This is a genomic window from Bacteroides cellulosilyticus, assembly GCF_020091405.1.
Taxonomy (GTDB): Bacteria; Bacteroidota; Bacteroidia; order Bacteroidales; family Bacteroidaceae; genus Bacteroides.
The window spans coordinates 3,398,537-3,422,563 of sequence record NZ_CP081903.1 but is presented as its reverse complement, the minus strand read 5'-3'; the positions used below and the strand labels follow the sequence as shown (position 1 = coordinate 3,422,563).

General features: G+C 41.9%; 15 protein-coding genes. 1 reads left to right on the top strand and 14 read right to left on the bottom strand.

The features are described 5' to 3' along the window. Nucleotides 1-26: 26 nt before the first annotated feature. The 8 genes from K6V21_RS12400 to K6V21_RS12365 form a co-directional block, all read right to left on the bottom strand. A complete protein-coding gene (locus K6V21_RS12400) occupies nt 27-998 on the bottom strand; it encodes a glycoside hydrolase family 130 protein (protein ID WP_224321958.1) in 972 nt (323 codons plus the stop codon). A gap of 29 nt (nt 999-1,027) precedes the next feature. After that, nucleotides 1,028-2,335 (bottom strand): MFS transporter, encoded by a 1,308-nt coding sequence (locus tag K6V21_RS12395; protein ID WP_224321957.1) that lies wholly within the window; start codon nt 2,333-2,335, stop codon nt 1,028-1,030. A gap of 13 nt (nt 2,336-2,348) precedes the next feature. Next, on the bottom strand, nt 2,349-4,625 hold the full coding sequence (locus tag K6V21_RS12390; RefSeq protein ID WP_224321956.1) for a GH92 family glycosyl hydrolase: 2,277 nt from the start codon (nt 4,623-4,625) through the stop codon (nt 2,349-2,351). 253 nt (nt 4,626-4,878) lie between these two features. Further along, nucleotides 4,879-6,036, bottom strand: a complete 1,158-nt coding sequence (locus K6V21_RS12385) for a DUF1735 and LamG domain-containing protein (protein WP_217716295.1) — start codon at nt 6,034-6,036, stop codon at nt 4,879-4,881. 24 nt (nt 6,037-6,060) lie between these two features. Beyond that, nucleotides 6,061-7,179: an endo-beta-N-acetylglucosaminidase family protein gene (locus K6V21_RS12380; RefSeq protein ID WP_217716296.1), complete on the bottom strand. Its 1,119-nt coding sequence runs from the start codon at nt 7,177-7,179 to the stop codon at nt 6,061-6,063. A 35-nt stretch (nt 7,180-7,214) separates the two neighbouring features. Further along, nucleotides 7,215-8,834 (bottom strand): SusD/RagB family nutrient-binding outer membrane lipoprotein, encoded by a 1,620-nt coding sequence (locus tag K6V21_RS12375; RefSeq protein ID WP_217716297.1) that lies wholly within the window; start codon nt 8,832-8,834, stop codon nt 7,215-7,217. Nucleotides 8,835-8,848: 14 nt separating this feature from the next. Further along, on the bottom strand, nt 8,849-12,136 hold the full coding sequence (locus K6V21_RS12370) for a TonB-dependent receptor (RefSeq protein ID WP_224321955.1): 3,288 nt from the start codon (nt 12,134-12,136) through the stop codon (nt 8,849-8,851). A gap of 256 nt (nt 12,137-12,392) precedes the next feature. Beyond that, nucleotides 12,393-13,313, bottom strand: coding sequence for a FecR family protein (locus K6V21_RS12365; protein WP_044262008.1), 921 nt, complete (start codon nt 13,311-13,313; stop codon nt 12,393-12,395). A gap of 183 nt (nt 13,314-13,496) precedes the next feature. On the opposite strand from K6V21_RS12365, the gene K6V21_RS12360 reads away from it, so the two are divergent. Beyond that, nucleotides 13,497-14,060, top strand: coding sequence for an RNA polymerase sigma-70 factor (locus K6V21_RS12360; RefSeq protein ID WP_217716300.1), 564 nt, complete (start codon nt 13,497-13,499; stop codon nt 14,058-14,060). A gap of 14 nt (nt 14,061-14,074) precedes the next feature. On the opposite strand, the gene K6V21_RS12355 is transcribed toward K6V21_RS12360, so the two are convergent. From K6V21_RS12355 to K6V21_RS12330, 6 genes are all read right to left on the bottom strand, one after another. Continuing rightward, complete coding sequence (locus K6V21_RS12355) at nt 14,075-15,820, bottom strand: AAA family ATPase (protein WP_217716301.1); 1,746 nt, start codon at nt 15,818-15,820, stop codon at nt 14,075-14,077. Nucleotides 15,821-16,036: 216 nt separating this feature from the next. Continuing rightward, nucleotides 16,037-16,261: a hypothetical protein gene (locus K6V21_RS12350; protein WP_044262014.1), complete on the bottom strand. Its 225-nt coding sequence runs from the start codon at nt 16,259-16,261 to the stop codon at nt 16,037-16,039. Nucleotides 16,262-16,403: 142 nt separating this feature from the next. Then, the gene (locus tag K6V21_RS12345; RefSeq protein ID WP_117986984.1) at nt 16,404-16,625 is read right to left on the bottom strand and encodes a hypothetical protein; all 222 of its coding nucleotides are present in this window, start codon (nt 16,623-16,625) and stop codon (nt 16,404-16,406) included. A gap of 9 nt (nt 16,626-16,634) precedes the next feature. Beyond that, complete coding sequence (locus K6V21_RS12340) at nt 16,635-20,702, bottom strand: RHS repeat domain-containing protein (protein WP_224321954.1); 4,068 nt, start codon at nt 20,700-20,702, stop codon at nt 16,635-16,637. Between the two features lie 10 nt (nt 20,703-20,712). Continuing rightward, on the bottom strand, nt 20,713-23,826 hold the full coding sequence (locus K6V21_RS12335; RefSeq protein WP_224321953.1) for an RHS repeat domain-containing protein: 3,114 nt from the start codon (nt 23,824-23,826) through the stop codon (nt 20,713-20,715). Nucleotides 23,827-23,910: 84 nt separating this feature from the next. Then, nucleotides 23,911-24,006 (bottom strand): smalltalk protein, encoded by a 96-nt coding sequence (locus tag K6V21_RS12330; RefSeq protein ID WP_181999517.1) that lies wholly within the window; start codon nt 24,004-24,006, stop codon nt 23,911-23,913. Between the last annotated feature and the right edge of the window lie 21 nt (nt 24,007-24,027).

Here is a 24,027-nt window from a genome sequence, read left to right as displayed (position 1 = left end):
AGTCGACTGATTCTTTAAGGGATTAACTATACAATGCTGTTTTTCTTCGTAAATTCTATGATTTCCGAAATATAGCCAAAGGCCATGCCAACAACTGTATCGGCAGCGCCATAATATACAGCTACTTTATCTCCATCCTGCAAAGACGCGCAAGGAAATACTACATTGGGTACATCTCCCTGCAATTCATAAGGAGCAGCAGGTGCAAGCAAATACGGGCGGGTACGATATAACACTTTGTCTGGATTCTCTTTATCAAGAATGGCCGCCCCCATAGAATAGCGGAAACCGTTGCAGGTAGTAATAACCCCATGATAGAATATCAACCAGCCCTCTTCAGTAAGGAACGGAACAGAACCTGCCCCTATCTTCGTACACTGCCATGCACTTTCGGGGAAAGGAGTAACTTTCATCACACAACGGTGTTCCCCCCAATATTTCATATCCGGACTGTAACTGATGTAAATATCTCCAAACGGTGTATGACCGTTGTCGCTCGGACGACTCAACATAGCATATTTACCATCTATCTTCTGCGGAAAAAGTACCCCATTGCGGTTAAAAGGCAAAAAGGCATTTTCGCACTGGAAGAATTCTTTGAAGTCGAATGTATAACCGATACCAATTGTAGGTCCGTGGTAACCATTGCACCAAGTAATCCAATAACGATCTTCAATCCAGGTGACACGCGGATCATATTTATACTCGGATTCTATCATCTCCGTATTCCCCGCCTTGAAGCTAATGGGCTCGTGATTTATCTCCCAATTGATTCCGTCTTTACTAAAGCCCGCAAAGATATTCATCTGCACCGACTTATTGTCACAACGGAACACACCGGCAAACCCATCTCTGAACGGAACTACCGCACTGTTGAAAATACTGTTGGAACTCGGAATGTGGTAACGCCCGATAACCGGGTTCTTAGAATAGCGCCACATGACATCTGAGCAACCTTCAGGACGTTCTTCCCAAGGCATTATAATTTTACTGTCCATAATTCTTCTTATTTATATTGTTAATAATATCATTTTTTCTTTTCATCCGGATAGGTAAACGGCACAAAATACGTTATCAGGAATGCCGGAATAGTAGCAAACATCGTGAAGATGAAGAATGTCTTATATCCCAACGCGTTACTGACAAAGCCACTGATAGAACCCGGCAACATCACACCCAAATTCATGATGCCTGAAGCAAAAGCATAGTGAGCCATCTGGTGCTTACCGGGTGCCACTTGCTGCATCATAAACAGCGACAAACCTACGAATCCGAAACCATAACCGAAATATTCAAGCACAATGGCACCGCCTATCAACATGCCGTTCTCCGGCTGATAAATGGCCAGTAGCGTATAAGCCAGAAACGGAAGATTGAAAATGCAGCACAGTGAAAACAGCGTGCGACTCAACCCTCTGTGTGATATATAATAGCCGGCCAACAGTGAACCCAGCACAAATGCAGCCGCCCCATAAGTACCATAGTACAAACCTATCTCCTGTTCTCCCAATCCCAGACCACCGACTGAACGTTCCGCCTTCAGAAACAACGGCACTATCTTCATGACAAAGCCTTCGGCCAAACGATAAAGAATGATGAAAGTAATGTAATACCAGATATGTTTCTTCTGAAAAAAGTTCCGGATCACTTCCACCAACCGGTTCCATGTTTCCCTGCCGGATGTCGTGCCCGTAGCGGCAGTTCCTCCCGAAGGTAACATACGCATGTGATACACTCCCAGCAATATCATTACAGCAGCCAGAATGAACATAACCGTCATCCAAGCCTGTACTGTGGCTTCATGACGAACAGTCTCCTCCGCTCCCGGAACTCCCCCATAGTGTTTCAGCAACCATCCTGCCAACCAAACCAACCCACCGGATGCGACAATCTTAGCAATATTATAGAAAGCACCTTGCCAACCTATATATTTAGCCTGATCCTGCTTATTCAATTCCGACATATAAACACCATCGGTTGCAACATCATGCGTTGCCCCGCTGAAAGCAATAACCGCCAGTAAAGCAATACATACGGCAAAGAAAGCCGGAAGATGCAACGCCAACGCTACCAGGGCAAAGCCTGCCCCGGTAATCAGTTGTGTCAACACTACAAAATATTTCTTCGTTTTGAACATCTCCAGAAACGGACTCCAAAGGAATTTCAGTGTCCAGGGCAGCATAATCAGTGATGTCCACAAAGCAATCTGTGCATCATCGATGCCCAGGCCTTTAAACATCAGTACAGATACCATATTCAGCACCACAAAGGGAAGCCCCATAGCAAAGTAGACGGTGGGTACCCAGGAAATCGGATTACGACTATTTCGACTCATACCTATTTGACTTTTATTTCAGCGGTTCACCGCCCATCGTTAATTCCAGAGTACCACCGTCTATCATATCTTGATGTGCAAAAAAGGGCGCATTCAGTTCTTTACCATTCAGGACCATCTTCTGCACATATTTGTTCTCGCGACTATTGTTATGTGTTACGATGGTGAAAGTCTTCCCGCCTTTCAGGTGAATGGTTGTTTTATCAAATAAAGGACGACCGATAGAATACACAGGTTTGCCCGGACATACCTGATAGAATCCCATTGCATTGAGAATGTACCAAGCAGACATCTGTCCGCAATCCTCGTTACCCGAAAGTCCGTTCGGATCATTAAAATAAAGTGTATGCAAAACTTCATCTACCAATTCCTGAGTTTTGTATGGCTGTCCTACATAATTGTAAAGATGTGTAATGTGATGACTCGGCTCATTGCCATGCGCATATTGTCCGATCAACCCTGAAATATCAGCAGATACCAGTTCCCCTTCCAAAGCGGAATTAGCCGTAAACAGTGAATCCAGTTTACCTATAAAAGCTTCACGGCCTCCCATCAATTCCACTAATCCTTCTACATCATGAGGTACAAACCAAGTCCACTGCCAGGCAGTTCCTTCACAATAATCATCACTGCGGTGATTGGAAGAACGGGGATTGAAAGGTGTACGCCAGTTACCCTCACTGTCCAGCCCACGCATAAAACGGGTGGAAGGATCAAAATAATGTTTGTATCCTTTTCCAAACTCGGCATATTTCTGCTGATTGGCCGCATCACCCTGCTCACCGGCAAGAACAGAAATACACCAGTCATCGTATGCGTATTCCAGCGCTTTGGCTACCGCCTCATTATCTTTATCGCAAGGCACATACCCAATCTTATTCTTCCAGTATTTAGCCTGTGGCATCAGATGGGGTAATACCAAAGGAGGGCACTTTATCCCTGTCGTATCATATTCGGCAGCACGCAAACAAGCCTGATAGGCCTCTTTCACGTCAAAATTACGGGCACCTTTCATATAAGCATCCGTGATTACGGAAGCGGCATGATAGCCTATCATCGTACCGGTATAGTTTCCGGCCAGCTCCCACATCGGGAAGACACCGCCTTCACGCTGCTTAAGAAGAAGAGAGCGGATAAATGCCTCATTCAAATCCGGATCTATGATGGTCATCAAAGGATGATAAGCACGGAAAGTATCCCACAAAGAAAAGATGGTATAAACAGGTTGGTCCACACTTCCCTGGTGAGGTTTCAAATCCATACCCAGATAGCGGCCATCAGCATCTGTAAACAAGTTAGGCTGCACGCCTGTATGATAAAGTGCAGTATAGAACATAGTACGCTGATCAGCATTTTCTGTTTCGATATCTATCTTTGAAAGATAATCATTCCAGGACTGGCGGGCAGCCTTCTTCACTCCGTCAAAATCCCATCCGGGAATTTCAGCTTCCACATTCTTGCGTGCTCCATCCATATCGACAGCCGAAACGCCTACTTTCACAAGCACCTGTTCATTTTCTCCGGTTTCGAACTGCAATAAGACTTTAGCGGTGGGCAACAGCGGACCGTCTGCATCCAATGCCATAGAATCGGTCACTAATGTATAGGTGAAAGGCTTGGAGAACTTAGCATAGAAATTAATATATTGGTCGAAAGCCCAATATACGGTTTTCTTATGTCCGCGGATTTCCGTATCACTGATCACTTCCACAACCATATCCTCATTCGTCTGGCGTTGCAGACTATAATCCAAATCGAGAATAAACCCGGCATCCGCCGCTTTCGGGAAGGTATAACGATGAATAGCGGCACGTTTGGTTGCGCTTAGTTCTGCTTTGACCCGATAACGGTCTAAGTATACGGAATAATATCCCGGTTCAGCAGTTTCATTTTCATGAGAAAATGCGGAAGCATAGGCCATCTGCTGACTTTCCGTCCCCATAGCCTGATAGCTTTGCTGTCCTACGGTGGGCATCAGCAATACGTCACCATAGTCACCACAGCCGGTGCCATTGAGATGGGTATGTGAGAAACCGTTGATCGTGGAGTCAGCATAATAATAGCCGGAACAAGCATCCCACTGATAAATACGCGTATCAGGGCTGGGTTGAATCATCCCGTTTGGAACTACCGCTCCGGGATATGTATGTCCATGTCCGCCTGTACCGATAAAGGGATTCACGTAGGATGCGTGGTCTTGTTGCTGAAGCACATATGTACAGCTACAAACCGCCATTCCCAGTAATAGGAAAGCACTCGCCTGCTTTGCAATGGATTTCATGTTTTTCATTATTAAATTCAGTTTAATGAGCATTGACGCTCTTTTTTTCACTATGTATCAATAATACAACTCACTTTGTTGAAATACTACCCTTAGAGTTTCAATTTTAATTTTAATTAGCATATCTCCTGTTGTTTCATTCTAAAACAGAAATGCAAGTTCCTGTAACTATTAACTACAAAAACTTGCATTTTACTGTAAAACAAGGCTTGTTTTTATAGTAAACAAGACTATAAAGCCTTTCTGAACTTCAACTATAAAGTTATTTTATAGTTACCGGTTCATCCAAATCAATAATATTGAGAGCAGAACGTCCTCCATTGACCAGACCATCCATACCATGCCCCGAAGCATCTTTCACTTTCCAGGTATCTCCATCCTGGAACTGGTCTGTTCCGTTCAGTTTATAATAGGCGGCAAGCCCCTCTGATTTCGGATCAACGGTAATCATATTCTGTTTTATTTGGTTTTCCGTACGGGATACATTCCAAAGTCTGACTTCACTCATGCGACCATAGAATGGGCGCTCGCCCCACATGAAGCCTGCCACTTTTCCGATAAAGAACCCTCCTGCATTGGCCGTAAGGTCGAAGTTAGGCGTATCCCAAGTAGCCTCCGAAGCCTTCTCACCATTGATGTAAATAGCAGCCTTTCCAGTCGGTTGGTCATACGAGAATGCTACATGATACCATTTCTGTTCTTCCAGACCTTGCGAAACACTGAATTCCTTGCTACCGGCAATCTGTAAGTGATTTGCAGCTACCAAAGGTGTGTCACCGATACGGAAAATCAACTTACCTTCACATCCCATAACCGTATTGTTATTTCCAAACCAGTCCACATTTATCAACGCCTCATACGTAATGGAACTAAATAGTGTACCCGGTGCCAAAGGAACCTTGATATAGTTACTATAAACCTTGGCCACCTTCATAATACGCACCGGTTTAGTAACAACAAAATAAACGATATCTCTTTCTTCAATAATAGGCAAAGAAGCCGACTTGATACGCACCGGTAGAAGATAAGACTTTCCCTCTTCTATACTTTTCAGATTAGAAAACTGCAAAGAAACCAATTCCGCATACACCTGACCATCAGGCACTACAGAAGAGCCACTACCCAACTTCACATTAGATGCCTCAAAAGTTTCATATTCCGTACCGTATTTTTTATTATACGCTTCTACAACGCTGGGATCCGCTACTTCATAAGATACCTCTACCGAAGAAGAATATAAAGAAGATACTCGGGCCTGCAGATCATGAGTCATTACTTCTGCATCAGTTACCTCGATTACATATTCCTTGTTTTCAAAATAAACCTTAGGTTCCAACAAATCACTTTCACTATCATTACAACTGCCTAACAGCATGACGATAAAGCAAAATGCTATATATTTCAATAAATATTTATTCATATCCTTTAGATTCTAAAATTTAATTTATTTCTTTTCCTCTTTGTTCCCCTGCTCAGCTTTCCATTCATCGAACACGCGCTGGTTAATTTGTATCGCTTGCCGCATCCACTTATAATCAGGCGTATTGTCATAATCATTGTCGAAGCGATAGGCTCCAACACCTCCTTTATATCCCTTGTCAGGCATATAGGCTGCTTGCCGCAACAACTGTCCGCCATGTCCGGCAGAAGACTCAAAATTCTCTGTTATAATCAGCTTCTCAGGTATATTTCCGGGAGAAGTATAGTGAGGGTATGAACTTCCGTAAGACTGGGTTATCCAGTAATCTACATACTCCTCCATTTCTTCGGAAAAGTAACCTATAAGACCGTCAATACACAACAGCTTATGTCCTTTTCCTTCCGGATCACTTTTGGGACCAATGTATTTGCCCATTTCTTTAACCAAAAAAGCAATAGTCCGATTGTTTAAGGTTCCATCAGAATCATTAAAACCACTACCCGGTTCCCAGTCAATGTCAAAGCCATCCCAGTCACCTACAACCAATGAGTCACAAAGTGCTTTGGCAAAGTTAGCCAATGCTCCCTCCAAATTTTCAGTATTGTTCAAATCATGAGAAGTAAATCCCCAGAAATCCCAACGTGCATATTTTCTTTCCGTTGCAAGTTTATCATCAGACCATCCTTCCTCCTCAGCCTTCTTTTCCACTTCCGCATAAACAGAATTAGGGGTTCTTCCCTTTCCTAAATGCGAAAGTAAACTAACTTCCAGCAATTTTATACCTTTTACTTTCTGCACAAATTCCTTGTCCTTCTTTTGTGCTTCCGTTATCTCGAATCTTCCGGGAGCACCACTCCACATAGATATAATATCCATGCTATCGGGTACAGAAGACAAATATCCCTTTCGCATCGCTCCCGATGGAGTCCAGTTAGAAAACCATCCAAACGCTACGGGACGACCATAGTTATTGGCGGTTGCTTTATATTCACGCAAGTTGGCATAATAAGCTTCACTCTTCGCATTATCCAAGGTGTTGTATCCACCGATGTGATCAATTTCTATATTTTCTACATCCGTACAAGATGTTGCCATCATGCTCAGTAACGGAATGATATATAATATTTTTTTTAATGCTTTCATATTCTTCATTATTGTATTAAAACTGTTTCTATAGATTATCGCTTACAATCCCACCATAAACGGGTAGAAGACTTATCCTCACCGCCCTGACCATTATTAAACAACTGCAAAGCTGCTTTTAACTCTTCTGTATCTTTGAAACTTGCGGGATAAATCATACGACGAACGCCTCCTTCGACAGTAGCCCCTTGGAATGAACCTTCGTTCACCATTACAGGATTCAAATCCGGATAACCGGTTCTTCTCCATTCTGTCCAAGCCTCCTGACCATTCGGAAAGAGTGCAATCCATTTCTGAATGATAATTTTCTCCAGTTTCTCTTCCTGATCACCCTCAAACTTAGCAGTAACAGCATGAGGTGCAGCAAAACTGCAAGAGTAACGCCCTCCAAATTCATGTTTTACGGGGATCTCATCAGAGTTCATATAGTTATCAACAGAAGCGGAAATACCATTTTCCTGAAATGACATTGCAATACCTTGTTTATAGAGTTCATCGGCACTTCCAAACTCGCCTCCCCATACCAAAGCAGCTTCAGCACGTAAGAAATAAACTTCAGAAGCACGCATCCAGTAAGTAGGAGTACTATCTTCTATTTTAGGTTTAGAGAATAACTTATAAACATCATTCTGACCATAACGATGTCCGGCTGGTACAGCTTGATATTTTTTACCATCGTCAGCTAATTGTCCAAACTCGCTAGTTGCATCTACCGGCTTGAAATAAGCACTTAAACGAGGATCTTTATAGCCCATCAAATAAGAAAATATAGACGATCCCATACGTGTTTCATTATACTGTTCAGACAACCAGTTAATGTTGTTGCGGAAAGTAATGCCTGCCCCCACACTCATTTGCGCTTCTTCATCCTTATTAGTCATTACACCAATAGAGTGTGTAACTGCCTGAAGTGCATATTTTTTAGCCATTCCCTCATCGGCAAAACGAATACGTATAGCCAAACGAAGCATCAATGAATTGGCATACTTCACCCATTTCCTTGTATCACCTGCATAAACGGCATCGAAATCTTCCATCAGAACGACCCCACCTTCAGCTTTTAACGTCAATACATCAATGGCTTCAGTCAAATCCTGAAACATGGCTGTATACACATCCTTCTCTGAATCAAAAGGAATATTCATTGTTGCATCCGCCGCATGAGAATAAGGTATTGGTCCGAACGACTCCAGCGCTTTGTGCCATGCTGAAATTTTCAGTATTTGCGCCAATGCAAAAACTTCAGGAGTATTGTTCTTTTCAGCAGAAGCTTTCAATTTTTTCCAAGGAACAAGCACATTCGTGTACGCACTTGTATAGGTAGACGAAATCATAGCATCCAACAAATAATAAGTCGGGTGCGAATTGCCTCCCCAATCATTATTTTGTCCGAAAAAGCCACTCCAACAATCTCCTGAAAGATGATAAGCAGTCTGATAAAGATTAATAATATCCGTATCATCGGCTTGTGTCCCCACAGGAAAAACTGTTTTTTGCATACTTGTCACTGATCCACCTACAGCAAAGCCATCTCGTATACCTTCTTCGTCAGTCATTCCCTGACGATCTGTATTGATATTCTCGTAATCACATGACACTAATAGCGACATGGCGCATATACTTGCTAAGAGTTTATATTTATTTATCTTTTTCATAATAAAGCGGTCTATTACAATTTAAATTTAATACCAAAACCAAAGCTACGCACGCTTGGCTGCATAAAATAATCATTACCTTGCCCGTAAGTAGCGGTAGAAGGAGTCAATTCGGGATCAAACGGAGCTTCACAATACAACATCCATGGATTGTTTGCGATAAATGAAAGTGTAACGTCCTTCAGGACATTTTTAAACCATTTGTTAGGCAATGTATAACTGAATGTCAACTCTTGTAAACGGATATTAGTAGCACTGTAGACATAATATCCGGAAGTTTCATAACCTCCCGTACCAATCATCTGATAATAAGTCTTTGCATCTACTCTACCTTGTCCCGGCAATAAGGCACCTCCCGCATCGCGTGCTTCAGCCGAACGTTTTGAAACACCAAAACGATCAAGCAATGCCTCGGTAGAAGACGTTACTATACCACCAAAGCGTCCATTAATTAAGAAACTTACCCCAAATCCCTTATATGACAAGGCGTTGTTCCATCCCATATTAAAGTCCGGAGCTACCTTTCCTAAATAAACGGGATCACCAGCTTCTACACCATACGTACCATCGGCCTTTATTTCCACATACCCTTGGTGATCTTTCTTCAGGAACGTATTGGCATAAATGTCATGAATACTGCCACCCTCTTTCAAAATAATGCGCCCTTTATCTTTCTTCACTTCGGAAATTCGAATCGGGTCATCCAACAAATCGGTATGATAACCATTCACCATCTCTTTAATTTCATTGATATTGCGTGAGAAAGTGAGTGTAGAAGAGAAAGCCAGTCCATTACTTAACTTATCATTGTAGCCTAATGAAGCTTCCCAACCACGATTCTCTACATCACCCGCCTGCAGATAAATCTGTTTATAACCGGTAAATTCCGGAAGATTTCCCAAGAAGGTCTGGTTCTTTGTATTAGAATGATAGTAAGTGATCTCCGCACTCAGTTTATTCCACAAGCGCAGACTCAAACCGAATTCATACGATTTAGTACGTTCTGCCTTGAAGTCAGTGAACGGATAAATAAAGGTCTCTTTCATAGTACCGCCTGAAATAGGGGTTGTCACCGTACCCGGAGTCAAACCCGAACGGGAAATCGGTGCGCCGACTTCGGTGAACGAACCACGCAACTTCAGGTAAGAGATAAATTCAGGCAATTTCACCATCTCAGAAACGATAGCTGACAAACCGACAGAAGGATAAAAGAAAGATTCTTCATTCGTGTTTACGAGGCGAGAATTCCAGTCATTACGTCCGGTCAGCGTCAGATAGAGCATACTCTTCCAGCCTAATTCCACATTGGCAAAAACAGCATGATTACGCACACGGCTATCACCTCCCTTTTCAGAAATACGACCGTTGGCGGGATCTATATTGACAGCATTAAAATCGTTGGTTACACCAAGCAAAGTACCCTTATACCCTCTCTCTAACAACCAATAATTGGAATAACTCCAACCCAAGTTGGCAGAAAGACTGAAGTCCTTGATACGTTTGTTGATATTCACCATAAAGTCAGCATATTCCTGACGATCGTTATAATTGCTGTATCCGTAATGTCCTTTCTTACCTTCTGCAAATTTCTGATCGGAAGTAGCGAAAATCTTACGTTCAAACAGCACCTGAGTATCATCCATTCTAAAACGGGCAGCGGCATTCAACCAATCGGTTATATTATAAGTCAATCCTACATTGAACATATAACGGCTCTTTTCATTGGTAGCCACATTACGATAGGCCGTCCAATAAGGGTTTTGAGAAGCATAAACCGGATCTGCTACAGGCCAATTCTGCTGAGGAATCTTACGCCCGTCATTGTAGGTTTCAAATGTTTTAATCGCTTCAAAACTCTCACCACGCGGGAACAGATAAGCAGCCATCACCGGATTCCAATACTGGCCTTGCGAAACCATATTTCTATCTTTCTGCTTCACATAAGATGCTCCAAGATCAAGCTGCAACTTATCATTCAAGAAGGTAGCGGTGTTGCGAATGGTAAAGTTCAGACGGTCATAAGCGTTATTAGGCACGATACCTTTAGAATTGGTAGACGAAATAGAAGCGAATGTCTGGTTCTGTTTTGTACCCGTAGTCAATGTCAATGAATTGATGAAGTTGGTACCTGTATTGAAGAAATCATTCTTCGGGTCGTAGTTTGACGGAGTTGCCAGTTTTTCTCCCCAGCTATCATACGCATCCTTCTTGTTTCCATACGTATTCTGAAATTCCGGAGTCATATATGCCTTGCTGAATTCGGTAGAAGAAGAGACAGAAATCTGCAGTTTACCTTCCTTACCTTTCTTTGTAGTAATCAGGATCACACCATTGGCGGCACTACTACCATATAGAGCCGCAGCCGAAGGGCCACTCAGTACAGAAAGGCTTTCAATATCTTCAGGGTTAAAATCCGCAATGCCTTCAGTGCCGGCTTTGCCTTCACCCATAATGCCGCTATCCGTATTCCCCATATTGGTGTTGAACAAAGGAATACCGTCCACCACATACAAAGCATTATTATCACCTTCGATTGACTTTGCGCCACGCATCACCACGCGGGTAGCACCACCTACACCACTGGCACTTTTATTGATGCTTACACCGGCAATTTTACCATTCAGGGAATTAACAAAGTTGGCATCTTTCACTTTTACAAGTTCATCCTGATCAACCTTTTGTACATTATAGCTCAATGCTTTCTCTGCACGTTTTATACCAAGAGCTGTAACAACCACTTCATTCAGCTTCTGTGCATCTTCTTGCAGCAAAACATTCAAGGTCTGATCATTAACTATGGTTACATTCTGTGTAGTATATCCCACATAAGAAATTTCCAGTACATCACCTTTATTTACTATCAGACTGAACTGACCATCCAAATCCGTAATGGCACCGGTAGGAGCATTTTTCACTTTGACATTCACACCGATCAACGGTTCTCCGGTTGCATCTTTCACCACACCGGTCACTTTTATCTGAGGTTCCTGTTGGGCAACCTGTTTGGTAGACAGAATGATTTGTTTGTCCATGACCGTATACGTAACATTGGTTCCACGGAAGACATCATTCAGCACATCTATAATTTTCCCGGATTTATTTTTTACCGAAACTATACGATCCGTCTGAATCGTCTTATCATTATAAAGGAATACATAATCGGAGTTTTCCTCTATTTTATTCAACACTTGCTCTACAGAAACATTCTCCATAGAAAAAGGCATTCGGGTGCGCTGGGCATACCCATTCTCGGCGGGAAGCTGTAATACAACAGCAAAAAGTAGTATCAGACTTATCCTCATAGGTAAAGGAAGTTTTATATTTAAGGTATATTTAAGGCATAATGCATTAAATGAATGATTATTTTTCATACATTTGCGGTTAACTAAAGTTTATTACTCAATGAACTAAGGTTTGATTCCCGGTTAGCGTTTGCGAGACTCTTTTCCGCGAATCTTTAAAATCTCCTGGAAGGAGGCTGTGGGGACAGCTTTCTTCCTTTTTTGTTTTTCATTTCTTTATGCTATATCATAGGCTCTTCAGGTTTTTAAAAGGTTACTAATATAAATTGACTGTAATTTTTGTCTTCGTAAAGGTAGCGTCCGCCTGTTGCGCCGCGTCTTCCACCTTCCACTTCAGTGCTGCCGATTTTGCCAGATAATCCAATATCTGCGGCAAAGTTTCGCTCCGGAAAGTAGCCCGGTATCTATATTCTTTTCCAGACCTATTGTTAAACTGAATTTCTACATTGAAATGCCGCGACAGACGCTTGAAGATTTCTTCCAGCGATGCATTTCTGAATATTAATTTTCCATCTTTCCAGGCTACCTTCTCGTAAACATCCACTTTATGTTTTGTCCATTTCTGACTCTGTTTCTCGTAAATCAACTGTTCACCGGGCGACAATACCATTGTTTCCTGATTGGGGGTTATCACATTTACCTTACCTTTTTCCAGCACAGTTTCTATACAGTCATCCTCCTCATAAGCAGTTACATTGAATTTCGTACCATATACATATACGCTCAACCCATTCGATGTGTTTACATAAAAAGGACGTTCCCTGTCAGCCTGAACTTCAAAATACGCCTCACCTTTCAGATCTACATTCCGATTGTCTTTCCGGAACACCGTCGGATAACGCAGAGTACTGCCGGCATTCAACCATACAACAGAGTGATCGGGAAGTTCATATCGGATCACTGATCCCATGGCTGCCGTTACTTCGGCATATTTCTCGTCTACTACCGGTTTATGGAAATACAGATATCCCAAAGTCAACGAAGCCAGCAACAATGGCAACGTCAAAAATGCCGCGTAACGCATACATTGATTGTAAATCATCTTCCGCCGGCTGCTTTTTATCTTTTGTTGCATCCGCCGATAAGCATGCTCCACATCAATAGATTCTATTTCTTTAATATCATCTCCCAATGCCTGCGCTTTTTGTAGCAATGATTCGGGATTCAAATTTTCCATAACTCCTGTTCAAAAAAATGTATTTATAATTGCAATTACATATATAATACAACTGAGATTTTAAAAAGGGACAGGCAAACTGAGTTTTTTTTCATTCCGGCAAAAAAAAGAAGAAAAAGAGCATTATGTTACTTTCTTATTATATATTTGCCCGACAAAAACGCTTCAACAAATCTAATTAGTATGAAAATATCTTTCCTAAGACATGATAAGGAACAGGCTTTCAAGCTACTTTACGAGGAATATTACGCACCTTTCTGTCTGTATGCAAAGAGATTTATAGAAGATAAAGAAACACGAGAAGATATTGTTTCAGATGTATTTACTTCACTATGGGATAAAATAGAAACTTTTGAGATAGACTCTGATACCACATTAGGCTATATTAAGATGTGTGTAAAAAATAGTTGTCTGAATTTCCTAAAACATCAGGAGTACGAATGGAATTATGCGGAAATAATCCGCAAAAAGACTCCTGTCTACGAAACCGAATCGGACAGCGTATATACATTGGATGAGCTTTACCGGATGCTGTATGAGACTCTGAACAAACTTCCTGATAATTACCGTACCGTCTTTATCGAAAGTTTCTTCAAAGGGAAAACCCATACAGAAATTGCAGAAGAGTTGAATCTCAGCGTGAAATCCGTCAACCGCTATAAACAAAGAACTATAGAATTGCTTCGCAATGAGTTGAAGGACTATTTACCTCTTCTACTCTTATTTATCGCTTCCGGAAGAGCTTAAGACCACAGACCGGATCATACCTCTTCGCACACCCTCATCTCCATACCTTTATATACCACTACTATTTTATGCAGGCGCGTGGTGCCGACGGCACGTTTCACCGTATCGGTATCTGCATAACGGTTGGCCTGCTCAACGGCTTCCCGACGCAGTTCTTCCACCCGGCTCTCAGGATCTTTGTATTTAGCATACTTCAGTTCGATGATATAACTGTGCACCATATCCGGGAAGATATCCAGCAACGGGCATAGGAAGATGTCTACATATCCTGCCTGTGTGTCTTGTTCGGAGATTGGGCGGTAGAAGCGGTTCTGCGCTGTCATTGCCAACGTGAAACCGTGTACAAAGAACTCTCCTTTCTGTTTGTCACGCTGTGATGCATAACGCTTCAGGCAGTCGGCAATGTAATCAAAATAAACGAGCCACTCACCTCTGTAAGCAAGAGCACTGGATAACTCGCTTCTTTCGTAATTACTGAAGTTTAAGTCAGCTTCATTGTAAGTGTTTAGCAAATAAGTATAGAGTTGTTCGCGAACCACTTGATTGGGAATAGTAAGTTTCGTCTTACCTTCATGCGTACCACTGACAGTGAGCATACCAAAATAATAAAGCAAACTTATGAAATTGTCGGGGTCGACAATACTAACGGCAGGAAACCCTCTCTTCAGTTCTCCGGCAATGTATCCTTGGCTCACTAAAGTCTGAATGATAGAGGCATCATGAGAGAATTCCTTATCTTTGCGGATGAGCATACGCAGTTTTTCGTAATCAATGCGGATGTTATCTTCTATCATGTCACGCGGCACCTTACCATACAAAACATAATTCTTGACGAAATAAAGTACCATGTTGGAGTTATACATCGTGGTTGTATCGTAACTCTCGGGAGCGAAGCAGTAATTATCATACCACGGCTTCATAATCTCAATGATTTCATCAATGCTATGGTTGAAGTGGCAGGTGGTGGAATAATACGCCAACATCTGACGAACCTCGTCTTCGGTGAAGCCCATCATTTCATTAAACTCGGATGAGAGCGAATAGTTAGTTCCAATGTTGAAGCCACTGGTCAGGTCGTCCATCGTCACGGGACTGACGCCGGTGATGAAACAACGCTCAATGGATGAATCCGTCCCCGATTTCACGGTATTAAAGAAAGCCCGCAGATAGCCGGTCTTATGTGTCTCGTCAGTATAGCGGTTCAGGCTGTCGGCATCGGAAAGTATAGTATTGGTGAAGTGGTCATACTCATCAATGAAGAGATAAATCTTCCGGTTCACTTTGGCACATTCCATATAAAGGTATTCCAACTGATTGACTGCTCCGTCTTTCGCCTGCATCTTTTCTTTTATCCCCTCCGGCAGATAATCGGCATAGACATCACAGAAATAGTCAAAAACAATGCTGCAATGGTCGTCCAAGCCCTTGCGATAGTTGTGCAGTTCGGCACTTACCAATGAGAAGTTAAGTTTCAGTACCAAATAGCTGTTGCGGTCTTTGGTGGGATGCTTCCCTATATACAAATCACCAAAGAGGGCATCAAACTTATCCTTCGCATTCACATCGTAATAATGTTGCAGCATATTCAAGGTCAGACTCTTGCCGAAACGACGGGGACGGATAAAAAAGAAGAAACGGTCCGAACGCTCTATCAATGGAATGAAAGAGGTCTTGTCCACATAATAATAATCATCACGACGAATAACCGCAAAGTTCATCATGCCATAAGGCAACAATTTGCTATCTGATACGTGCTCCATAATTTACGCCTTTAAAGAATAAATATTCTATATGCAGATACAAAGATAAACTTTCCGCGACAGCTTGACAAGGCAACTACGTATTTTATAGTAAATTCTTGTTTTAGTTCCATTTTTCCGGATGGGATGCAAACGAGAGGAGTTTATATTTTCAAGCAGATTGAGAATCCGGATATGAGAACAGCCGGATAAAAAGATATCCGGCTGAACGGAACATCATTTTAAAGACCTTATCCATTCAAGAGGAATACTGAGAAAGTGATCATAACCAACAACGTGTGTATCAACTGCCATTACTATGATATCTGCAATAATCATACCTATGACTATAATGATCATTATAATCTTATGAGTACGAGATATTTTTTCTTCATACTCTCTTTGGCCCATTTTAGGTAAATGAGTATTCTTGGTTGTCCACTTCTTCTTTCTTTTCCCCATACTTAATAATTATTAGTGTTGTCTAAATTCTGGTAATACTCTTCTATTGGTTCCTGCTGTTTGAAATGCTTCAGGATTCGTAAGAAGAAACAGCCGGATATATTTATCCGGCTGAATAAGAACAGAAAACGAAGTTAATCTCCTAATCAAATAAAGAACGAGACCACTCAAGAGGACGGCCTATAAAATTATCATAACCTACAACATGATTATTCGATGCCACCACTAATATCCCTAATATAACAACAGCAAGGAAAATCCATATCGCTATCTTAAGCATCCTATCCTCAGGTTCTCCTTCCTTTTTTTTCTCCTTTTTAAGATGGGTATTCTTGGTTGTCCACCTTTTCTTTCTTCTTTTCATACATTATATTTAGTGTTGTCTAAATTCTGGTAATACCCTTCTATTGGTTCCTACCGTTTGAAACGCTTCAGGATTCGTAAGAAACTCATTCCACAAAATATCCTTGGGAGACAAGCCGAGTCTTTCCTGTATTATATCTTTGCGTTCTGCAGATATCTCTAGAATTTCTGCCAATGACTTCCCTGTAAAATCCAATTCGCCCAACTCTTCATCTATTTCCCTTGCTTGAGCTTCATAATCAAGTTGTTGCTGAGCTAATTCTGGATCATTAATAATCATCTCAAGACTTTTTTGAACTATTCCATTCTCACCATATTTCACTGTAGCGGCAAGGCTAACTAAGCGATTTCTAAAATCTATATGTCTATCAGTAAAATCTAAAACTCCAGATAAACCTTGCCCCCATTTATTCCCACTACTCATTTGCACCTCATTCCCTCCAGGTGTATTTGTCACCTGCAAATAACGTTGTTCTTCCAAAGGCATCTGGCGGCGCAAACCTGTACCCCGATAAGAAAAGTTTGTAGTTTCCCTATAAGATTGAGGTCTGGCTCCTCCCGGATAAAAAGCATAAGGATTAGGGCGACCTCCATTTATAGGACCTCTTCGCATAGTACGGGCAGGACGACCTTGAGAACCATCAGGATCAATATACTTGATAGGATTATCAAAGCAATAATTATATGGAGTTATGCCATAAAATTTCTCCGCCAACGGATCCACCGTATGCCACCTTCCCAACGTCGGATCATACATTCTCGCCCCATAATCATACCAGTTCAACCCCTTCTTCGCATCCAGTTCCTTACCGTTATACTTATAAGGTTGTACATTACCGGTACTTGCAAATACACCTCCGAAAGGATAATAATGGTTCGTTTCTTCTACCTTCCCGGATGAATCCACTACCACGCGATTGTTTCCCTGATAATCCTGCAAAAAATAATGATACTTCTTGTCGTTCAAAGAAACATAACCGTAGCCCGTCAGAAGCAACTTGGCAACACCATTTTCATAGACCACATTGCCCAAATAATCGGTAGTTGTGGTTGCGCTACCTATCTTATGTACAGTCCTGAGTTTCGTACCGTCAGCACCATAAGTATAGGTAATAGTACTGCCATCTGAAAAACTTACTATACTTGGCAAATTTAGCATATTATATTGAATAGAAATAATATTTTTATTCAAATCTTTCGTTAAATTCCCATTCGTATCATAAGTATATTCAGTAGCCACTTTAGCACCATCCTTAAACTCGAAACCGTTGTTGTAGACAGAAGTCGTAACTGCGTCATTCACAGCTTTTAGCTGATTACCATTCAAAGTCAAGGCAAGATTATCAATCAAACCATAAGACGAAGCACCTGTCTGTCCATAACGCTTCAAACCCAGGATATTTCCATTCTTGTCATAACCGGTCACTTGCTCCGTGAAACGGTTCGGGTTGGCATTGATAGCTGTTCCTTGTCCATACGCAGCACTCAGCAATCGGTTCAATCCGTCATAAGTATATTTGTATCCATGTGTCACACCATCGCTGCATTTCCATGTCATACTACTCAAATCGCCATTGTAGCAGGGAGTACCGTTTCCATCAGTATAATACAAACTTTGACTGAAAGAAGAATTATGAATCTCTGTAAGCCAACTACGAATATTATAACTATTAGTCGTGCTCAACGTATCATTTCCACGCTTGCGACACAAACGATGCAAGCGTCCCAGATCATCATAATCAAACAAGAAATCAGTAGTAGAACCGTCAAAAATATGTTGTTCATCAATTAATCGCCCCATATGGTCATAAACATATTTCTTTTCAAAAGGAGATATACCTGTTTGTTCCAAACAACCGGAGGTAACGGCACCAGAAAAGTTATAGGCCTGATGCTGTACGGAAGTACGTCCCAAACAAGAGCTACGCGTCTGAATGGGACGACCGTAATAGTCATAATAAAAACAGGTAAATACCCATCCATCGCTGCTGCCCAGTTCACGAACCAAGCTTCCCGTTTCCCTTCCTTTATGTACAATCCTATCTGAGTCACTACCAAAACGGACAGGATAACCAGACTTTACCACATAGCCAAGTGAAGCAGGAAATATCTTCGAACTACATTGTTTGTAACGGTAATCATCATAATAACGCACTTCTTGGGGCGTAAACTTGTTCAACGTTAAGAAGGAAGAAGGAAGCGAATAACCATAATAATCAGTAGTCTTGCCTGTAAAAGTAGCAGTCACATTTAGCCTGTTGACAGCTTCAACAGAAACACTCGCAGCATAGATTCCACTTATTACCAGATTACCATAAATATCTGATAAGCTACAAAGCCACTCACCACGTTTTGCCTGTTCGCTGTTGCGACTGAACACCAATCGGTCGGCAGCATCATAAACATAACTGTTCCAGCCTATGCCGGGAAGTTTCTTCCCCGTACAGCGGTTGCGATAGTCGTAACGATACTGGTAGGCATACAGTTCCAATGCGGTAACGGGATTGGCGATATAGCGTGCCGACGCTTCGGGAGAGAGCACAAAGCAAAGGTTACCATAATCATCGTACACATAATAAGTATCAGACGACGCGGACGTTGTAGCAATGGAGGAAAGGAAACGACGTTCCAATACCTTATGCCCTTCCTTATCAGTAAATACCTCACCCCGATTACCATCTTCATCAGTAGTCCGCGTCACATCCAGCAGGTTTGGAGAATAAAATCCCTTACGTACCAGTACAGGATTCTCCCGAGTACCGCCAACTGTAAAAAACAGACAATTATCAGCAGTCTGATTGAATCGGTAGACAGACTTCACGGCATGCCCGCTCACTTGCCAGGCTTCACCAGGTCCATAACGTTCTATGATGCGCTCCAAAGGAGAATCTTCATAAACCATGCGATTATAAGCGTAACGGTCATTGTATTGAGTAGCCGAAATGCCCTCCAAAGAATTGGTAGAAGTATATCCGAAACTACGGGATACGGAAGAGGGAAGCCATTGTTGATGTTCACGGCCTAATCTGTCATAAGCCGTGCGACTTACCCAGTCTTTCTTCCCATCGGGCGAAGCTCCATATTGCACTGTCTGTTCCGGACGGCCTAAACCATCATAATAATTTATGGAGTGAATGGCCTTACCGGGATAACGAAGTGAATCAGGTGTAGTCTGCGCCATGACAGGCACTATGGAGGTTATGTAGCTATGAGAAACATTGGGGGTATACGGAGACATTTCTACCGGACGTTCCGGTTCTTCCTCTACAGGAACAGCGTGGATAACAAGAGCAACTTGAGTACTAGCTGTAGCACGATAATTCTCAAGCACGTGATAGATGCCGGGAGATAGAAGTAGATTATGAAACGGACCTGTAATATTACCTTCTATATTCCCTCCTTTTGTTGATGAAATAGATAATTCAACTTGAGTATCCCACTGAGTCTCCATCGCAATATCCACAATCACAGGACGTGTTACTTCAAGCTTAAAATACCGATGAATTTTTGAAGAGGATTCTTTTTTTATTGAATGTATAAAAGTCATTTCCCTGTCTATTTTTCCAACTTTTATAGTATCACGATTAGAAATTACGGCATATACATTTAAGCGTATATCTCCATTATTAAGACCAGTATCACCCGTTCCTTCACTGACTAATTCGCACACACTTTCTAGAGATAACACACGCATAGATGCCTGTTTGGGAGTCATCTGTTTCAAATCCTCTTCAATGAGATTTCCCAATTCGGTATTTTTCAAGGCCCCCTGAGTTATCTCCATACCCATATTACTATGGGAACTGGATAATTCATCAACTTCACCATTAGGAAGACACTGTAGTAAATACATAGAAGTATCTGTAAGTTTGGAACCGGCATGGGTAAAAACCACATTGGAACTTGTTACTTCAAATTTAAAGCGCACATCCTTATTGGTATTACCATAAGAGTCTGTTGACCTATTAGTGTTGTAATTTATTCTCCACACAGCCGTCTGTACCGGCATTGCATTGTTCTTTTGACAACACAACATAAACACCAAAAGCAAAAAACTTCGTAATAAAAATGTTTTCATAAGCTGATTTTTAGTTAGATTCATTCACCAAATGATATTGGTGAAATCCAGTCAGATTCCGCTGCCCCTGTTCATTAAAGCGGCAAGTTTCTATCAAACGGCCTTGACTGTCATAGTTATATTCCATTTGTCGACCGGCAGGATCTGTTTTACCGGTAAGTCCCACAGAGAAAAGATACTTACTGGTCGAAACCCGGGCACCAAACAGCTTTTCCCTCAACGTGGCAACCACACTCTCGTAAGTAGTGGCAGACGAACAACTTTCCGGTAGCCGCCCCAATGCTTGTTGGACTTCCGCATACGTTGAGTTTTCTATTTTTGCCACCGGATACTGTCCGTGATACCCCCAAAGGTAGATAGTGGCAACACCATCCTCGTCGCGCACGGTAGGATTACCGTAGGTGTCATAGTGCGAATAGCGAGTACGAATCTCCATCTTCCCCGGAATGCCCTTCAATATTTGTGTCGGCATATAGAGCATACATCTCCCGTTGCGAACAGAATCATAAACCAATTCTTCCGTATCCAGAATCTTTCCATTCAGCAAGCGCGAGCGCTTCGCAAGCAGGGTTTGCCGGCAATATTTATAATCATATACATCTGTCAACGTATCCCCGCTACTTTTCAACACGGAATGCTTCAGCAAATCTCCAAAGCGTGTATGGCTAAACCATTCCTTATCTACTTTTTCCGCATTCGGCTCGTCCGACACGTAAGTCCGCACAGTCTGACTCTTCAGGACATAAGGGGAAAAGCTTTCTTTACCAACATGCATATATAACCCTGTACGCAAGTGTAAAGATGGAGACGGAGAGTAGAAATAGAGAACATAATTATTACGATCCAAAAAATCGTACTCATAGTTTACGCTTTTCACCACCTCCTTCTTACTGTTATAATATGTCTCTGCCTTCACTTTATCCAGCATAAGCGAATAGTCAAGCGAGGGATGAGCAAATAAATTCTTATTATAAATTTTCTGCATCTCATCCTTGGCAAAAAAGACATCAGGATTATAAAAATCAAAACGGTCGTAAGTAGGGAAAATAAATTCGCCGCCATACCACTTAACGCCATATTCATACGACACAAAATCAACCACCTTATACGGATGAGGAATGGTAAGAGTCGTATTTCCTGCCTCCATATAATGTTCTATCACTTCAGGATATCGAATATGCACCGAAGGATAAGCAATATCCGTAAATCCCTGGCTATTAGTAGCCACCGCATCCACCGCATACTTACCCACAATCCCCTCATCCATGGTGAAGGTATATCTATAGAAAGGCATATACATCACCATACCGTTATCCATATTTCTTCCATAAGTATATACCACAGTTTTCACAGGAGAATTATCGGACTCCATAACATGTACCTCATGAATGCGAGCCCCACCGGCTATTTTGTTGTCACTGCTGTTCAGCGAAACCCTATCCGGCAAATAATCAGACGAACGGGATTGTTTCAAGATAAAACTATAGCGATGTGGTTCATACGTATATTTTATTTTCCCACCTGTCGGAAACGTCACACACTTGAGCAGCGTACAGTCATAATCCTCTCCGGTTGGATTGCGGTCTTGGGTAGTAATCTCATAATTCAAAGGATAATTATTAAGGACACTCATGCCCGGAACAATACCCTGATTACTTTTACGCCCCCGCCAGAATCCCCAATGGTCAATGTTCGATGTTAACGGTGTAGGAGCCGCAATGCCATTCGTTCCATTATACTCGAAGCCATATTTCCCATATTTGGAATGATTCACCGAAGTCAAAAACATGCGGTTGCCTGCCTGATAAGAATATTGGAAAGCAACGATCTTGCTGAGAGCATGAGATGAATAAACAATCTTATCCAACTTTGCACCACAAGAGAGGGGAAATTGTCCCTTCTGCATAGCTAGGCCACTGGTATAGTCAGGCAATTGGCTACGAGAAGAATAATACATCTTCACAGATCCCGCATCCGTAGAAATCTCGTCAACCAAAGCTACCTTGGTCAGGGAAAACTCATTATATCCGCTGAATGCTCCATGATACATATATTGCTCCGTCCCTGCCATTTTCGCCACAAAGCAATTCCTACCGGACAAAGAATAAGACAAGGGAACATCTTTCCCATCGAAAGGAGCGGGAATCACCGAAAAAGCAAATTTATAAGGTGATTCATGACAAACAGCCGGTATATCCTTATACTTTATGTTCAGTTTCCTACCACTTGGCGCTTGTATTTCGGTCAGATAATAGGCTGTTATCTCATGACGAGCTTGTATAGTACTTTCCGGGGGTAAAACATTATGCCATTCTCGCCAGGAAAGGGCTGTATACTCCAAGGAAGCATATCCCTGTCCGCCAAACGTATAGACGTAACCGTCATCTGTAGTTATGCGAATATATGTATCTTGAGCACCGGTAGACGTAAACTGTTTCATATCCTCCAATGAAACCTGATAGCGACCACCATTATTACCCATAGCACTGATACTACCATCTAAATTGATCATGAACTTTCCCGAATGCTTGCCCATGGAAAAATAAAAAATATCGGCGCAGGCCTCAATATCTCCACTTATCCCAGGAATGGTCGATACACCATTTTCCATATCTTCCCTTTGGGCATAATGATATGGATTATTGCGTATATCTTGTTCTAAAGTAGGCGAACTGAACTTTTTATTACCAAGCATACGCAGAAAACCGTCAGCAAATCGCTGTTCGGATAATTCAGGATTAGTGCGGTAAGCACGAATATCGTCCGGTATACCGTTCACTTTCCGATAAATAACTCCCAAACCATTCAAAGCCCAGTTACGTCCTATATAATTATCGGGGACTTGCGGACAAAACCCGGAAGAGTTATAGGATAAAGAAAGAGAAAAGTCAAAATCTCTGTCATTCAGTTCAACTAATGGAATAGTCTGCCCGATGCACCCGGTATTCATATTCACATCCACCTGATCATAACGGATCATCTCGGCCACTTGTGGAGAATAAACTGGCATGTGCGCCGGAACCGCTGGAATATCCCGTGAACTCCTTATGTCTGCCGCATGCACATTTTGCGTCATGAACATCCCCGGCAAAACGAGTAATATTGTAAATAGTTTCTTTTTCATAAACAAAATATATCAAATGAATAAAAAAGGTCGCAGAGAATAAGCTATAATAGCATATCCATTCCCTGCGACAATAAGTTACTTTTACGGTGTCATCGCATTAACGCCCAGCACCCCCGCTATCGTCGTTATCACCGCGACAGCCACTTTCAGAATCATACTCCAAACGGATTTCTTGATTGCCATTATTCCAACACCTCC

What these genes read in the sequence shown, in the direction of transcription:
- K6V21_RS12370 (WP_224321955.1), bottom strand. Translation starts at nt 12,136, where the DNA reads ATGAGGATAAGTCTGATACTACTTTTTGCTGTTGTATTACAGCTTCCC.
- K6V21_RS12390 (WP_224321956.1), bottom strand. Translation starts at nt 4,625, where the DNA reads ATGAAAAACATGAAATCCATTGCAAAGCAGGCGAGTGCTTTCCTATTA.
- K6V21_RS12395 (WP_224321957.1), bottom strand. Translation starts at nt 2,335, where the DNA reads ATGAGTCGAAATAGTCGTAATCCGATTTCCTGGGTACCCACCGTCTAC.
- K6V21_RS12385 (WP_217716295.1), bottom strand. Translation starts at nt 6,036, where the DNA reads ATGAATAAATATTTATTGAAATATATAGCATTTTGCTTTATCGTCATG.
- K6V21_RS12355 (WP_217716301.1), bottom strand. Translation starts at nt 15,820, where the DNA reads ATGGAGCACGTATCAGATAGCAAATTGTTGCCTTATGGCATGATGAAC.
- K6V21_RS12350 (WP_044262014.1), bottom strand. Translation starts at nt 16,261, where the DNA reads ATGGGGAAAAGAAAGAAGAAGTGGACAACCAAGAATACTCATTTACCT.
- K6V21_RS12360 (WP_217716300.1), top strand. Translation starts at nt 13,497, where the DNA reads ATGAAAATATCTTTCCTAAGACATGATAAGGAACAGGCTTTCAAGCTA.
- K6V21_RS12380 (WP_217716296.1), bottom strand. Translation starts at nt 7,179, where the DNA reads ATGAAAGCATTAAAAAAAATATTATATATCATTCCGTTACTGAGCATG.
- K6V21_RS12335 (WP_224321953.1), bottom strand. Translation starts at nt 23,826, where the DNA reads ATGAAAAAGAAACTATTTACAATATTACTCGTTTTGCCGGGGATGTTC.
- K6V21_RS12365 (WP_044262008.1), bottom strand. Translation starts at nt 13,313, where the DNA reads ATGGAAAATTTGAATCCCGAATCATTGCTACAAAAAGCGCAGGCATTG.
- K6V21_RS12340 (WP_224321954.1), bottom strand. Translation starts at nt 20,702, where the DNA reads ATGAAAACATTTTTATTACGAAGTTTTTTGCTTTTGGTGTTTATGTTG.
- K6V21_RS12375 (WP_217716297.1), bottom strand. Translation starts at nt 8,834, where the DNA reads ATGAAAAAGATAAATAAATATAAACTCTTAGCAAGTATATGCGCCATG.
- K6V21_RS12345 (WP_117986984.1), bottom strand. Translation starts at nt 16,625, where the DNA reads ATGAAAAGAAGAAAGAAAAGGTGGACAACCAAGAATACCCATCTTAAA.
- K6V21_RS12400 (WP_224321958.1), bottom strand. Translation starts at nt 998, where the DNA reads ATGGACAGTAAAATTATAATGCCTTGGGAAGAACGTCCTGAAGGTTGC.